This is a genomic window from Campylobacter sp. FOBRC14, from assembly GCF_000287855.1.
Classification (GTDB): domain Bacteria; phylum Campylobacterota; class Campylobacteria; order Campylobacterales; family Campylobacteraceae; genus Campylobacter_A; species Campylobacter_A curvus.
Window position 1 is genome coordinate 1 of the sequence record NZ_ALJJ01000004.1, and the last position, 14,637, is coordinate 14,637.

Sequence of the window (14,637 nt, forward strand, 5' to 3'; positions counted from 1 at the left end):
CTCTGAAAATCGGCGGTGATAGCGTCGCTTCACAAGATTTGACTTCGCTTTGAAATATGAAAGTCAATAAAATATTTTAACAGAGCCAAAGAAAAATACGAGCGGTGTATCAATCTATTTGCAAAAGCAATAAGCATAGCAAAACAAAATAACGCCCCTTCGCAAGGCTGTAAATTTTTACAAATTTAGTAAAGCAATGCCCTTTAAAATGAAGTCAATTTAATTTAAATTCGCTCCAAAATCTAAAGCCTAAATTTAACCAAATCAAGGCTAAATTTAGGTATTTTTACGTCAAATTTATCTCACTCTTGCCCTTCGATCCATTTTTGCGCGATCCTTACGGCATTTGTCGCCGCACCCACACGGATCTGGTCTGCGCTGCACCATAGATGAAGCACATTGTGGCGGTAGTTGTCGCGGCGGATGCGTCCGACGTAGGTCTCGTTCGTATCGCTTGAGATGATAGGCATCGGATATTTTTTATTTGCAGGCTCATCGACTACGACTATGCTCGGGGCTTTGCGTAAAATTTCACGCGCCGCAGCGGCATCGACATCGCGGTCAAAGTGTATCGTGATGGCCTCCGAGTGGCTGCGAAGCACGGGCACACGCACGCAAGTCGCACTCACTTCCATATTTTTATGAAGGATCTTTTGCGTCTCATTGACCATTTTCATCTCTTCTTTGGTGTAGTCGTTATCCAAAAATACATCGATATGAGGGATCACATTTAGCGCTAGGCGGTGCGCAAATACCTTTGGCTCGCACTCGTCTAGCTTAAACTCGAAAAACTTTTGCAGCTGCACGACAAGCTCCTCCATGCCCTCTTTGCCAGCTCCGCTTGCAGCTTGATAGGTGCTCACATCGACGCGGTTGATACCATACGCGTCATCAAGCGGCTTAAGTATTTGCACCATTTGGATGGTCGAGCAGTTTGGATTTGCGATGATACCGCGGTTTTTCCAGAGCTTGATGTCCTCCGGGTTGCACTCGGGCACGACCAGCGGGATGTCCGCGTCCATACGAAAGTGACTGGTGTTATCGATCACGACTGCACCGCTGGCGGCCGCTAAAGGGGCAAATTTAGCCGACACCGACCCGCCCGCGCTAAAAAACGCGATGTCGACCTCATGCTCGTCAAATACGCTCTCGGTAAGCTCCACGACCTTGTAGTTTTTGCCTTTAAATTCTATCTTGCTTCCCGCACTTTTGGCACTGGCAAGCGGCAAAACCTCGCCCACCGGGAAATCTACCTCGGCCAGGACATTAAATATCTCCTCGCCCACAGCTCCTGTCGCACCGACGACCGCAACGTTAAATTTTCTCATTCGTGATCCTTTAATCCGTATTGTTTGATCTTTTCTTTCAAGCTTTTCTCGTTTAAATTCAGTATCTCGCACGCCTCTTTGAGCTCGCCGTTCACGCTTTTTAAAACATCGCGGATCAGCTCCTTTTTGATCTCATCGGTCCGCTTCACCTTTCTTCCCTCTAAAAACAGATCTCCCGGTAAGATCTCGCTACTCTCGCTTAATATCGCCGCTCTTTGAACGACTGATATGAGCTCCCTTATGTTGCCGGGAAAATCATAGCCGATAAGCTCTCTCATCGCCTCTTTTGAGAAAAATTTTGCTTCAAAGCCGTATTCTTCGCAGCTTTTGGCTAAAATTTCCTCTGCTATCGGCACGATCTCGTCCTTGCGTTCACGAAGTGGTGGGATCAGCACAGGGATCGTGTTTAAGCGGTAAAATAGATCCTCTCTAAATTTACCCTCTTTTATCAGGACTGCTAAATTTGCATTTGTTGCGCAGATTATGCGAACGTCTATTTTTGTGCTTTTGGTTGCCCCTAGCCGTGTGATCTCGCGCTCTTGTAGGGCTCGCAGCAGCTTTGGCTGTAAATTTAGCGGCATCTCACCGATCTCGTCTAAAAATAGCGTCCCGCCGTCTGCTAGCTCAAACTGCCCCTTCTTGGCTGCTTGCGCGTCTGTAAAAGCTCCTTTTTCAAAGCCAAAGAGCTCGCTTTCGATGAGATTTTCAGGTATCGCAGCCATATTTAGCGCGACAAAAGGCATATTTGCGCGTTTTGAGTTTTTGTGTATGAAATTTGCAAACAGCTCCTTGCCTACGCCGCTTTCTCCCATCAACATCACGCTAGCATCGGTCTTTGCAGCCTTACTGGCTATGTCAAGCGCTCTTTGTAAGGCCGCAGACGTCGCTATGAAATCGCCGCTTTCACACTGCTTTTTGACCGGCTTGGCTAAATTTACAGCCGTTTTTTTCTTTAAAATTCCAACTCTTTTTATCGCCTCGTAAAGAGTTTCGTTGTCAAAAGGCTTTGTCAGGAAGTCCTTCACACCAAGGCGCACGCTCTCGATGGCTTTGTTTAGCGTGGCGTTGCCGGTCATTATGATGACGTCGAATTTCCCGTCAAGTCGCTTGATGAACTCGAGTCCGTCCATTTGAGGCATGTTTATATCAGTGATTATGACGTCGGTATCCCCACTCATTTTTTTTAGAGCCTCTACCGCGCTCTTATAGCTTTTGATTTTTAGCTCGTCATATTCACCAAGCGCGATCTCAAGGGACTTTCGCATATTTATATCGTCTTCGACGATAACTATGTTCATCTGCCCTCCTCGCTCTTAAATACGCCAATAATAGCCGATTTTGGCTTAAATTTTATTGTAAAACGTATCGGGAAAATTTTAAAATTCGAGGTTTGTGTAATATGATCGTTACGCCTTTTAAATTCGCCTTTTGCGCTTACTTTTTGCAGCGCGAAGCAGTCGAAAATTTTATCTTTGTTGAGGTTTAAAAAGGCTATCTCGCTCGTGTTTTCGTCCTTGATCGCGTCTATCTCGCACAAGAAATTTACCTTTGGGCTTTTAGTGATGACCATCGCCTTTGAAAATGCGATCTGCTCGGAGGAAATGATATTGTTTTTTGTATTGACATCGGCCCAAAATATAAATTCCTGCGAGCCAAATGCCAAATTTATAAAAATCGTTAGTATGAAAAGACTTCGCGCCACTTTTCTTGGTCGATCCTAAGCTCCATATTGACCCTATAAAGCCCGTCTTTAAAGCTCTCGCTCACGATAGTCGCATTTTTGACGAGCCCTTGCACTTTAGATGTGATGGACGAGTCGTTTAGCATCGCGTCGCGTACGGTGTCCTCGGCGTTGATCTTGACGCCATAAAGCTTGCCGGCAAGCTGCGAATACGCATCAGCCATCGCCGCGCGCTTGGCTAGAGTGACCGACTGCGCGTAAGAGACCGAATTCATCGGCGCTATACCCTCGCCAACAGCTCTAAACGTAGTCTCTTCGGGTGCGCTGTTATATATCATCTTTTCTTTTTTCATGACCTCTCTAAGGTCGTCTTTGTCGACCTTTTGTATGACTACATCGCGGTTGGCAGTAGTGGTCGCGTCACCCATAAAGCCATTCCACGAGCATCCGCTAAAAGCGCCTAACAAAATACTGACAAGTAAAATTTTAACTCTCATGATCCAACCTTTAAATTTAGAAAATTTTAAAGCAAAATTTATTCCAAAAGCCCGTTATCTTCGCTCTCTTCTACCTCGTCCCCATCGTTTTCAGCCTTAGGACATCTTGCGATACTCACGACATCGTCGCCGTCTACATTTACGACGATGACGCCGCTAGTGTTGCGTCCGGCCTTACGGATACTTTGCATATCCACGCGTATCATCTTGCCGCTTGAAGTCAGAGCCATCAGATCCATCTCGTCATCGACCATGACGACACCGATGAGCTCTCCCGTGCGGGTAGTTAGCTTCATGCAGATGACACCCTTGCCGCCGCGATTTGTGAGACGATACTCTTCAGCCGTCGTTCGCTTGCCGATACCTTTTTGAGAGATACTCAAAATTTCTTGAGCGTTACTCTCGATGACGGCGGCTCCCACGACCTCATCGCCCTTTTCTTTAAATTTGATACCTGTCACGCCGCGAGCTGTGCGTCCCATTTGGCGGACTTTACTGAGCTTGAATTTAAGGCACATTCCCTTTTTTGTAACAATGAATAGCATCTTCTCATCCGTATCGTCACTGCCAGTCTCGTCTGTGCTATCGCCGTTTTCGTCGCTTTGCTCGTCTATCTCGCTCTCGATAGTCTCGATTTCGTTGATCTCCGTCTCCACGCCAAGTTCGTCTATTAAATTTTCAGGCTGCATGCCATCATCGCCGTGTTCTACTATGAGGGCGGTCACCAGCTCGTCGTTTTCATCTAGACTGATAGCGCGCACGCCGATCGAGCGGATATTTTTGAATTCGCTTAGATTCGTTCGTTTCACGATGCCGTTTTTGGTGAAAAATGCAAGCGATTTGTTCTGCGCAAAATCAGTCGTCGGGATGATCGCTTTTATCTTCTCTTCAGGCTGCAACTGGACTAAATTTACCACCGCTTTGCCCTTTGCCGTGCGGCTGCCTTCCGGGATCTTGTAAACTTTGAGCCAGTATAGCTGCCCGCGGTCGGTCACGAACATCAGCGTATCGTGCGTATTTGACGTGAAAAAGCTCTCGATAAAATCATCATCATATGTCGTCACAGCGACCTTGCCCTTACCACCGCGTTTTTGCTTTTCGTATTGTTTGCTTGGCACGCGTTTGATGTAGCCGCGGTGCGTGATCGTAACGACCATATTTTCGTTTGGTATCAGATCCTCAATGTCGATATCATCGTAGTCATCGACTATCTCAGTAAGACGCGGCACTTTAAATTTACTCTTTATCTCGAGCAGCTCATCTTTTATTAGATTTTCAAGTAGCGTTTCGCTCTTTAAAATTTCATCAAGCCTTGAAATTTCAGCCAAGAGCTCTTTTAGTTCGTTGTCAAGTTTCTCGCGCTCAAGCCCCGTCAGCTTGCTTAGTCTCATATCCAAAATAGCGTTTGACTGCAGCTCGGAAAGCCCGAATTTCTCCATCAATCCATCACGAGCGCTAGGCGTATCGGCACTTTTTCTAATAAGCTCGATGACCTCGTCGATGTTATCTAACGCGATCTTTAAACCTTCCAAGATATGCGCCCTGGCACGCGCCTTTTCAAGGTCAAATATCGTTTTTCTGATGATGACGGTTTTTCTGTGATTTAAAAACAGCTTAAGCAGCTCAATGAGAGTGAAAATTTTAGGCTCTTTATTGTCGATAGCCAGCATTATGACGCCAAATGTGCTTTCCATCGTAGTCGATTTAAAGAGATTATTTAGCACGATGTCGCTCATCGCGTCGCGTTTTAGCTCGATGACTACGCGGATGCCTTCACGGTCGGACTCGTCGCGCACTTCGCTGATACCCTCGATCTGTTTTTCTTTTACGAGCTCGGCGATCTGCTCTATGAGGCGGGCTTTGTTCGTCTGATACGGCAGCTCGTCGATCACGATTATGTCTTTGTTCGGCTTTTTTTCTATGTGAGTTTTAGCTCGCACCTTGACGCGACCGCGACCGGTGCGGTAAGCCTCGATGATGCCCTTTTTGCCAAAGATGATGCCGCCGGTCGGAAAGTCAGGCCCTTTTATATACTGCATGATCTCTTCTAGACTGGCGTTTTTGTTATCAAGAAGTAGCAAAAGCCCGTCTATCAGCTCGTCCAGGCTATGAGGCGGGACGTTTGTCGCCATACCGACAGCGATACCGCTAGAGCCGTTTAAAAGTAAATTCGGCACACGGCTTGGCAGGACGTCCGGCTCAAGCGTGCTGTCGTCATAGTTTGGTACGAAATCGACCGTGTCTTTATCGATATCTCGTAAAAGCTCCTCGGCAAGTATCGTCATCCTAGCCTCAGTATAACGCATTGCCGCAGCGCTATCACCGTCGATCGAGCCGAAGTTTCCTTGACCGTCTACCGTCGGATAACGCATGGAAAAGCTTTGCGCCATACGCACAAGAGCGTCATAGACTGCCGTATCGCCGTGCGGGTGATACTTACCGATGACATCACCTACGATACGAGCGGACTTTTTATAAGGACTGCGTGAACCCACGCCAAGATCGTTCATCGCGTATAAAATTCGCCTATGAACCGGCTTTAAGCCATCTCTGGCATCCGGCAACGCACGTCCGATTATGACGCTCATCGAGTAGTCAAGATAGCTACTTTTTATCGAGTCCTCGATATCCACGACCTTGATATCTTGGTTTAAATTTAAAATATTCTCTTCCATTTGTATCCTTAAAAATAACTAAAGGCGATTTTAGCCAAAATTTGATAAAAACTTGCTAAATAGCTTTAATATCTGGCATCCGCCAAAACTATCGCGCAAAGCACATCTATACCTGAATTTTCTAGCGTGGCTTTGGCTTCAAGTATCGTCGTGCCCGTAGTTACGATATCATCGACCAAAATAACGGGGAATTTTGGACGCTTTAAAATTTTAAAATCCCTAGGGTGACTTTGACGAAATTTCAGATCTTTGCCGCTGTAACTGACGTTTGAGCCAGCTTGCAAGACTCGGTAGATCGGGTGCAGGGTTTTGCTCTTTGCCGCACGCGCCAAGATCGCCGTGTGAGAGTAGCCATGCGTTATCTTATCGTCGATAGGCACGATGTTTATAGGTGAGCTAAATTTAAAATTTCGGCTAAATTTAGCAATGCTGAAATTTGCGAGGTTTTTATAGACGAAAAGCCCGTGCATTTGATGCTTGGAGTGGATCAAATTTTTGATCTCCGAGTAGTCATAGAAGCTGTAAATTTTAAACTCGCCGACCTCACGACAGCGGATAACGGGGTCGGCTAAAATTTGAGAGCAAATTTTACAAAACGTAGCGATAGCAAATGCGCCGCAAAATGCGCAACGCATCAGCTATTTATTATCGCGGCTGCCGTGCGTTTGACGGCGTCGTCTATCATGTCCTTAAGAAACGGCTTAAAGGCGCTGCCCGTGCGAATGAGCTCAAATTTCGTTTGGTTATTCGAGATATTTTTCACGATATTTTGATCGCCCTTGGTGATCTTTAGCGTTATCTTGATATTGCCGCGGGTATTGTCGCTTTTATATCCGCTCATATTCGCATCAAATTCGTTTATGAAAACCTCGACCACTAGCCCGCCCATAGAGCCGACATTTACGCCGTTTGAGACTAGCTGCGTCGTGAGCGCTTCTTTAAACCAGCCCGCAAGGTCGTTTTGCAGCATGACATACTCTTTTACACTACCCTTTCCGTCGGTTATCGTAGCTACCGTGCTTTTGTTTTTGCGGTTGTCATGAACGTTTGAGATATAGACCTCAAGGCCGCTTTTGTTTGCCCCGGCCGAAGTCGCCTTATAAGGATCCAGCGCTACCACGCTTTGAGAAGGCGCGCAGCCTGCCAAGATAAATGCAAAAAGCCCAAAAACCGCTAAAAATTTTAAATTTTTCATATCGTTTCCTTATAGTTTTGAAATTTCATCGGCTATTTTTATCGCCGCTTGCTTTACCAAAAGTGCGATAAAAAAGTCAAACTGATCCGACCTGTCGGCCTCTAACTTCTCGACATGATGCCTTGTGGCGATGTTGATTTGCTTGTTGAAATTTATATTTGAGAGGCGTAGTCTGCCATTTAGTCTGCCATTTAGCGTTTCGCCGTTTTGGTTGTAGTTTCCGCGAAGATAGTCAAAGCTAAAATCAAGTCTATACGTATAAGGCGAGGTTTGCGTATCAACCACGACCATGCCCCTGGAGCTGAGCTCTTTTTCCAAAAATAGATAAAGCAGCACTTCAAGGCGCGGATTTGAGCTAAATACCATCCCCGAGCCGTCCTTTTTCGTGTAATAAATCGATCTCGCGTTCTCTCTGGCATCGACTATGCGGTGTAGATAGACCTTTTTTAGCCCGATGTTTATGTCTATCATATTTTTTTCCAAGCAGCAGTTTATGGCTACATCGCTTTTATATTTCACGCCGTTTATGAAAACGCCGTCTCCCGAGCCCTCGCATGCACTGCAATCAGCCGGTACGCGCATGACCTCTTCAAAATACATCTTGCTTTGACCGTCTATATCAGCACCCGCTGCGCCGCACGAGCCACAATACCTAGACGCGCATCCGGCAAGCATGAACGCCGCAATCAGCGCGATAAAAATAGCTTTAAAATTTAACATTTAAGCTCCTTTTGCTCTTTGGCTAGCTTTCTCACATTTGTTATCGTCTTGCCGCCAAGCCCGTAGTTATCGGTGTCTATCTCATCGATGATGACGACCGTGCTGGCCTTGTTTTTACCAAGCACATCGGCAAGCAGCTGCGTCACGCCATCTATCAAGCGCTCCTTTTGCTCGCGCGTAGGCTCGCCGTTTTCTTTAGTGATCCTTATATTTACAAATGGCATATCCATCCTTTAAAATTTAGCACCCAAAGCTTAATCGATCTTTAATACGCTCAAAAACGCCTCTTGCGGTAAATTTACCTTGCCGATGGCTTTCATACGCTTTTTGCCCTCTTTTTGCTTTTCTAGTAGCTTGCGTTTGCGCGTGATGTCGCCGCCGTAGCACTTTGCCGTGACGTTTTTACCCATCGATTTGACAGTCTCACGGGCGATGATTTTATTACCGATGCTCGCTTGTATCGCCACTTCAAAGAGCTGGCGCGGCACGATCTCTTTCATCGCCTTGACGAAATCTCGCCCCTTGGTTTGCGCCTTTGACTCGGGCACGATGATCGAGAGTGCATCGACGGTCTCGCCGGCGACCTTGATGTCAAGCTTTACTAGATCCCCCTCGCGGTAGTCGCTTGGCTCATAGTCAAAACTCGCGTAGCCCTTGGTCGAGCTTTTTAGCTTGTCATAAAAGTCCATGACGATCTCGTTCATCGGGATGTCGTATTCGAGCAAGACGCGCTCAGGCGTGATGTAGTCCATCTTCGTCTGCACGCCGCGGCGGTTGTTTAAAAGCGTGATGATGTTGCCTAAAAACTCGGTCGGCGTGATGATGGTCGAGCGCACGTAGGGCTCTTTTATCATTTCGATTTTATTGACCGCGGGCAGCTGGCTTGGGTTTTGGATACGTAAAATTTGCCCGTCCGTTTGCACGACCTCGTAGGTCACGGTCGGAGCTGTGGCGATGAGGTCAAGGTCAAATTCACGCTCCAAACGCTCCTTGATGACCTCCATGTGAAGTAGACCCAAAAAGCCCACGCGAAAGCCAAATCCCAGCGCGATCGAGGTCTCTGGCTCGTAGCTAATCGAGCTGTCGTTTAGTTTTAGTTTATCCAGTGCGTCGCGCAGGTCTTCAAATTTATCCGTTTCGATCGGATAAATGCCCGCAAATACAAACGGCTTTGCCCGCTCAAACCCGCCCACGGGCTCTTTTGTCGGGTTTTTAGCCAGCGTGATCGTGTCGCCTACTTGCACGTCACTCACGTTTTTTAGCCCCAGCACGATGATACCAACCTCGCCAGCACCGATACGAGCGGTCTTTATCGGCGCGATGGGGTGAGGATACATGAGGTCTAGCACGATGTGCTTTTTGTTCGTGCCCATGACGAGCACTTCGTCGTTTTTCTTTATCTCGCCGTCGTAAATCCGCACGAGAGCGAGCGCGCCAAGGTAGTTGTCAAACCAGCTATCATAAATGAGTGCCTTTGTAGGCAGGGCGTCGTTCGCGTCGGGGGCTGGCACGCGCCTAACGATGGCTTCGAGCAGCTCGTTTATGCCCGCGCCCGTTTTCGCGCTGACCTCGATCGCGCCGCTACAATCAAGCCCGATGACGTGCTCGATCTCGTCTTTGACGCGCTGGGGGTCTGCGGCTGGAAGGTCGATTTTATTGATGACGGGGATGATTTCGAGGTTGTTTTCAAGCGCGATATAGACGTTTGCGATCGTTTGTGCCTCCACACCTTGGCTGGCATCCACGACAAGCAGCGCGCCCTCGCAGCTAGCCAGGCTACGGCTGACCTCGTAGCTAAAATCCACATGCCCCGGAGTGTCGATCAAATTTAGGACGAAATTTTCGCCGCCGAGTGCGTAGTTTAGGCGTACGGACTGGGCTTTGATCGTGATGCCGCGCTCTTTTTCGATATCCATCGTGTCCATTATCTGACTACTCATCTCGCGGCTGCTGACTGCGCCGCACTCTTGGATGAGACGATCCGCCAGAGTGGATTTGCCATGGTCGATGTGAGCGATGATGCTAAAATTTCTGATATTTTTCATAGAGTTCCTAAGCTAAATTTTGCTTTTTATTTTGCCTAAATTTGATTTAAAATCTGCATAAACACGCTTTAAATATTAAGTGAAATTTGGCTAAAATAGCAAACTTTTTTATCAAATTTAAAGGCATAGTATGGCAAATGCAAAGAGTGTAGAACCAATCGTAGCAGACCTAATAAATCAAGAACTAAAATCATACAAATTAGACTACAAACTAGAACAAGAACCTCTAAATTCCGAGATTGACAACGCCTTAAATGAATATTACAGCAAAAATGGCGGTAGTGGCGGCAATCGCCCTGACGCAAAGCTACTTTTGCAAGACAGCGGTTTAGACTATTATCCTGTTTTGATAGAATACAAAGGCTATAAAGATAAGCTTGAAGAGCTTGATAATGACGGCAATGTCGCAAATCAAACCTCTAAAAACGAGCCAAATTTTAAAAATATCAATGCTTACGCCGTAAATGGTGCGGTGCATTACGCAAATGCCTTGCTTCATCACACCAGCTACACTGACATCATCGCTATTGGCATCACAGGACACAAGGATAGCAAGGGCAAAATTCAAACCCAAATCGGCGTTTATTACGTTTCAAAGTCAAATTTAGGCACAGAGCGAAAGGTGGGCGAATTTAACGACCTTTCATTTTTGAAAAAATCAAATTTTGATAACTTTACAAAGCAACTTAAAAATTTAAATTTAACCCCCGACGAGCTAGAAAAGATAAAACAAAAAAGAGAACGCGAGATAGATGCAAGCCTAGTAAAGCTAAATAATGACATCTACAACAACGAAAAAGGCTTAGGCGAAAATGACCGCGTATATCTAGTAGCAGCCTCTATCATCGCCACTCTTGGCATACCAGGTAAGGTTTCGCCACTTGAAAAATCACAGCTTAAATCATCTCCCGAGCAAGGCAATACTGATGGTGAAATTTTAATGCGAAAGATAAGAGCGTTTTTAAATGAGAAAAATATTCCGACCGAGAAAAAAGAACTCATCATTCGCACGCTTTCAAACACAATACTGACCGAAAATATAAATAAAATCACCGATTGACAAACACAGCTAAAAAGGGTGTTTAGCAAGATAGTCGATGACCTTGGGATTTATTATAAGATAGGACTTACGACCGATTTTACAGGTAAGCTTTTTAACGAGATGTATTCGTGGCTTGGCTTTACACAAGATAAGCTAAATGACGTTGTGCTTACGCCTTCATACGTCGCTACGCTTTTGGTTCGTTTGGCTCGTGTTAATAAGGATAGCTACGTTTGGGACTTTGCGACTGGTTCGGCTGGGCTTTTAGTCGCTGCTATGAATGAGATGCTGAATGATGCTAAAAATAGTATAAATTCACCCGATGAGCTAGCCAAAAAGGAAGCTCACATCAAGGCTCATCAGCTTTTAGGACTTGAAATTCTCTCGTCTGTTTATATGTTAGCTGTTTTAAATATGATAATGATGGGCGATGGTAGCTCAAATATCCTAAACAAAAACTCGCTTAATGACTTTGACGGCGAATATGGCTTTGGCTCATTGAATAGAAAATTTCCTGCAAATGCCTTTGTGCTAAATCCGCCATATTCAGCAGAGGGTAATGGTATGGTCTTTGTCAAAGCTGCACTTGAAATGATGAGTAGTGGCTATGCAGTTATCATCATACAAGGATCAAGCGGTAGCGGTAAGGCAAAAGAGATCAACAAAGAAATTTTAACCAAAAACACGCTAATAGCTAGCATAAAAATGCCAATTGACCTTTTTATGGGCAAATCAAGCGTTCAAACTTATATCTATGTTTTTAAAGTCGGCGAAAAAGACGAAAAAGACGAGATCCTCAAATTTATCGACTTCTCAAATGACGGCTACACTCGCTCAAATCGTAAAAAAGCAAGCAATAACCTAAAAGATACGAATAACGCCAAAGCAAGGTATGACGAGCTTGTAAATTTAGTCCGTTTTGGAAGCTCAAAGCTTAAATTTTTTAGCAAAAAAGAGTATTATGAAACCACCATTGACCCCGCTAATGGTGCAGACTGGAACAAAACCGCTCCGATTGATACTATGCCTACGTTGGCGGATTTTAAAAAGAGCGTGAGTGATTACCTAAGCTGGGAAGTATCCCAAATCCTTAAAAAGGAAAATCCCCGTAACAACGGAGTAAATTTAAGGATAGAAAAGCTTGAAAGGGAATTTAAAGAAAGTGGTGGGGAGTTTAGGAAATTTAGAGTGGGGGATATTTTTGATATTCAAACGCCAAAAAAGAAATTTGATGCAAATAAAATTCAATTTGGTGGCAAATATCCTTATGTAGCACGTGGCGATAAAAATAATGGAGTTCGTGGTTATATAACAGAAAATACACAATATCTAAGTGATGAAAATACGATAAGCTTTGGGCAAGATACTGCGACTATGTTTTTCCAAAAAGAAAAATATTTTACAGGTGATAAAATCAAAATTTTTAAACCGTTAAATTTTGACCTAAATAGCCACTTGGCTCTTTATATTATTAGTGTAATGAAGCGTGGATTTGCAAATTTTGCTTGGGGCAGTAGCTCTTTTGAAGTTAAAATTTTAAACGAAGTAAAAATCCTTTTGCCAACATTAGGAGGCAAAATAAGCTTTGCATTTATGCAAAGCTTCGTCGAGGAACTCGAAGCGTATCTTAGGGTAACGGGGCTAAAAGACTATAAATTAACCAAAAATGAAAAAGACGCCCTAGCTAAATTTAATGAATTTGACAAATGGGGGGGGGTAGCACGTGAATTTAAAATAGTAGATTTATTTGATATTAAAAATTCTTCAAATATATTGTCAAAAGATATAATACCAAACAGTGGAGATACCCCTTATTTATCGGCTAGTCGTGCAAATAATGCAGTTAGTTCTCATATTAGCTACGATACAAAATATCTTGATGTTGGAAATTGTGTATTTATCGGTGGTAAAACATTTGTTGTTACATATCAAGAAAAAGATTTTTACTCCAATGATAGCCACAATCTAATTTTATATTTCAAAGATAAATCAAAAAGAACTAGACTTAATCAGTTGTTCTTTGTTGCTTGTGTCGAAAAATCATTAAAACATAAATACTCTTGGGGAGACAGTATAAGTAATGCAAAGATTCAAAGTGATACTTTAAAACTCCCTACAAAAGATGATGGCGAAATCGACTATGAATTTATGAGCGATTTTATAAGTGCCGTTCAAAAGCTAGTGATTAAAGACGTCGTGCTTTGGGCGGATAAAAGGATAATAGTGACCAAAGAAGCAATAACTCAAATTTAGTATATAACTTCAAAATGTAGGCTCGCTTTCCAAATTCCCAAATTTAACTTTAATTCGTTTTTAAATTTAGACTAAAAGTGTGGTGGGATTTAGGTCAAAATTTGAGCTAAATTTAATGACCATACCCAGCCCCGTCGCCTTTTGTCTCGCAGAAGGTGTGCCCGTGCGCCCCGTTTCGATCTATATCGTGACGCGAGTGATGCCAAGGCGCTAGCTTGTGCTTTACTCGCGTATTATACCTTGCAACTGCGTTAAGCTTATGTCACCCTATATCACGTGTGTAGAAATTTTGACCATACATAAAAATGGCTACAATATAAGGCTAGATGGATATTTAGGCTTTATAAAAAGCAAAATAAATTTTAGCCTCATTTCGCGCTTATCGTGATTTTATTTGCAAATTTACCGAAAAAATGATACCCCGAGCCAGCCTCGGCGATGATGTCAAGCAGCGCGTCAGCATCCCTCACATAAACGCCGCCTGCGTAGCTCACGCCTCTATCAAACATCGCCTTTGGCAGCATCGACACGGTCGGCCCTACGACCACGACATTTGCGTCCGTCTTTTTCATCGCGAGCAAATTTTCAAGCGTGTCATTTATGAGCGTCGTGCCCGTGATTATGAGATTATCAGCTTTTGACACGACCTCGCTGGCGGCCTGCGCCGGTAGGTAAAATTTAAGCTCATCAGGCTTCAAAACGCTCTTATCAAGCTCCAATATCCTAAAATCTCTGCCGTTTTTCATCATAAATTTTATGTATGGTACGAGCGCGCCCACGATCACGCTAAAAGAGTCCGCCTTGATGTCAAGCTTATCGAAAGGATCGGTGTCAAATTCAAGCTCGTGTAGATTTGGATTTTTTTGCAGGCAGGTTTGCGAGAGCGCGTTTATGACGGCTATGGCAAGCGTCTTTTTTAGGGATTTGTCGCTGTGGATGTCTTGTAAGAAATATTTCACATTTTTACCCACGAGCCTGCCAGAAAGGGGCATCTTATCCGCCTGAGAGGGGCAGCACACGGCCGAGCCAAGGGATTTTAGCGGCGTGTAGCTCACGCCTGCGATGCCATTACTTAGCTTCACACCCGTGAAAAATAGCCCGAAAACCACGCGCTCTACGCTTAGATTTTCTATCTCGCTGCCTAAAATTTCATAAATTTGCCCCAATGTTTGTTCTAAAATTTTACTCATTGTTTCTCCGT

At 44.6% G+C, this 14,637-nt stretch carries 12 protein-coding genes and 1 pseudogene; 2 read left to right on the plus strand and 11 right to left on the minus strand.

Going from position 1 to position 14,637, the window contains the following annotated elements; genetic code table 11:
- Positions 1-302 precede the first annotated feature (302 nt).
- From HMPREF1139_RS00055 to lepA, 10 genes are all read right to left on the minus strand, one after another.
- Positions 303-1,328, minus strand: a complete 1,026-nt coding sequence (locus HMPREF1139_RS00055; protein WP_009649307.1) for an aspartate-semialdehyde dehydrogenase — start codon at positions 1,326-1,328, stop codon at positions 303-305.
- Complete coding sequence (locus HMPREF1139_RS00060; RefSeq protein ID WP_009649299.1) at positions 1,325-2,626, minus strand: sigma-54-dependent transcriptional regulator; 1,302 nt, start codon at positions 2,624-2,626, stop codon at positions 1,325-1,327. Before HMPREF1139_RS00060 ends, HMPREF1139_RS00055 begins: the two co-directional genes overlap by 4 nt.
- Positions 2,623-3,030 carry a hypothetical protein gene (locus tag HMPREF1139_RS00065; protein ID WP_169754103.1) on the minus strand — a complete coding sequence of 136 codons (408 nt, stop codon included), beginning with the start codon at positions 3,028-3,030 and terminating at the stop codon, positions 2,623-2,625. Before HMPREF1139_RS00065 ends, HMPREF1139_RS00060 begins: the two co-directional genes overlap by 4 nt.
- Positions 3,006-3,506: an LPP20 family lipoprotein gene (locus tag HMPREF1139_RS00070; RefSeq protein ID WP_009649273.1), complete on the minus strand. Its 501-nt coding sequence runs from the start codon at positions 3,504-3,506 to the stop codon at positions 3,006-3,008. Before HMPREF1139_RS00070 ends, HMPREF1139_RS00065 begins: the two co-directional genes overlap by 25 nt.
- A 38-nt stretch (positions 3,507-3,544) precedes the next feature.
- Complete coding sequence (gene gyrA, locus HMPREF1139_RS00075; RefSeq protein WP_009649338.1) at positions 3,545-6,181, minus strand: DNA gyrase subunit A; 2,637 nt, start codon at positions 6,179-6,181, stop codon at positions 3,545-3,547.
- A 65-nt stretch (positions 6,182-6,246) separates the two neighbouring features.
- Entirely contained in the window at positions 6,247-6,816 is a 570-nt protein-coding gene (locus HMPREF1139_RS00080) for a ComF family protein (protein ID WP_009649306.1), read from the minus strand.
- Positions 6,816-7,376, minus strand: a complete 561-nt coding sequence (locus tag HMPREF1139_RS00085; RefSeq protein WP_009649312.1) for a YajG family lipoprotein — start codon at positions 7,374-7,376, stop codon at positions 6,816-6,818. The genes HMPREF1139_RS00080 and HMPREF1139_RS00085 overlap by 1 nt, the downstream gene beginning before the upstream one ends.
- A 9-nt stretch (positions 7,377-7,385) precedes the next feature.
- Positions 7,386-8,096: a hypothetical protein gene (locus HMPREF1139_RS00090; protein ID WP_009649311.1), complete on the minus strand. Its 711-nt coding sequence runs from the start codon at positions 8,094-8,096 to the stop codon at positions 7,386-7,388.
- On the minus strand, positions 8,090-8,320 hold the full coding sequence (locus tag HMPREF1139_RS00095; RefSeq protein ID WP_009649347.1) for a 2-hydroxymuconate tautomerase family protein: 231 nt from the start codon (positions 8,318-8,320) through the stop codon (positions 8,090-8,092). The genes HMPREF1139_RS00090 and HMPREF1139_RS00095 overlap by 7 nt, the downstream gene beginning before the upstream one ends.
- A gap of 30 nt (positions 8,321-8,350) precedes the next feature.
- Positions 8,351-10,141 carry a translation elongation factor 4 gene (gene lepA / locus HMPREF1139_RS00100; protein ID WP_009649354.1) on the minus strand — a complete coding sequence of 597 codons (1,791 nt, stop codon included), beginning with the start codon at positions 10,139-10,141 and terminating at the stop codon, positions 8,351-8,353.
- Between the two features lie 130 nt (positions 10,142-10,271).
- Between lepA and HMPREF1139_RS11795 the strand changes: the two are divergent.
- Together HMPREF1139_RS11795 and HMPREF1139_RS11800 are read left to right on the plus strand one after the other, a co-directional pair.
- Positions 10,272-12,287, plus strand: a pseudogene (locus HMPREF1139_RS11795) (HsdM family class I SAM-dependent methyltransferase); the annotation flags it as partial.
- 84 nt (positions 12,288-12,371) lie between these two features.
- A complete protein-coding gene (locus tag HMPREF1139_RS11800) occupies positions 12,372-13,436 on the plus strand; it encodes a restriction endonuclease subunit S (protein WP_232209580.1) in 1,065 nt (354 codons plus the stop codon).
- A 368-nt stretch (positions 13,437-13,804) separates the two neighbouring features.
- Here HMPREF1139_RS11800 and HMPREF1139_RS00110 read toward each other — a convergent pair whose 3' ends face one another.
- Positions 13,805-14,626 carry a DUF364 domain-containing protein gene (locus HMPREF1139_RS00110; RefSeq protein WP_009649308.1) on the minus strand — a complete coding sequence of 274 codons (822 nt, stop codon included), beginning with the start codon at positions 14,624-14,626 and terminating at the stop codon, positions 13,805-13,807.
- Positions 14,627-14,637 lie beyond the last annotated feature (11 nt).

Bases quoted from the DNA above. Each gene is read 5' to 3' on its own strand.
- HMPREF1139_RS00055 (WP_009649307.1), bottom strand. From the start codon at position 1,328: ATGAGAAAATTTAACGTTGCGGTCGTCGGTGCGACAGGAGCTGTGGGC.
- HMPREF1139_RS00060 (WP_009649299.1), bottom strand. From the start codon at position 2,626: ATGAACATAGTTATCGTCGAAGACGATATAAATATGCGAAAGTCCCTT.
- HMPREF1139_RS00070 (WP_009649273.1), bottom strand. From the start codon at position 3,506: ATGAGAGTTAAAATTTTACTTGTCAGTATTTTGTTAGGCGCTTTTAGC.
- gyrA (WP_009649338.1), bottom strand. From the start codon at position 6,181: ATGGAAGAGAATATTTTAAATTTAAACCAAGATATCAAGGTCGTGGAT.
- HMPREF1139_RS00080 (WP_009649306.1), bottom strand. From the start codon at position 6,816: ATGCGTTGCGCATTTTGCGGCGCATTTGCTATCGCTACGTTTTGTAAA.
- HMPREF1139_RS00085 (WP_009649312.1), bottom strand. From the start codon at position 7,376: ATGAAAAATTTAAAATTTTTAGCGGTTTTTGGGCTTTTTGCATTTATC.
- HMPREF1139_RS00090 (WP_009649311.1), bottom strand. From the start codon at position 8,096: ATGTTAAATTTTAAAGCTATTTTTATCGCGCTGATTGCGGCGTTCATG.
- HMPREF1139_RS00095 (WP_009649347.1), bottom strand. From the start codon at position 8,320: ATGCCATTTGTAAATATAAGGATCACTAAAGAAAACGGCGAGCCTACG.
- lepA (WP_009649354.1), bottom strand. From the start codon at position 10,141: ATGAAAAATATCAGAAATTTTAGCATCATCGCTCACATCGACCATGGC.
- HMPREF1139_RS00110 (WP_009649308.1), bottom strand. From the start codon at position 14,626: ATGAGTAAAATTTTAGAACAAACATTGGGGCAAATTTATGAAATTTTA.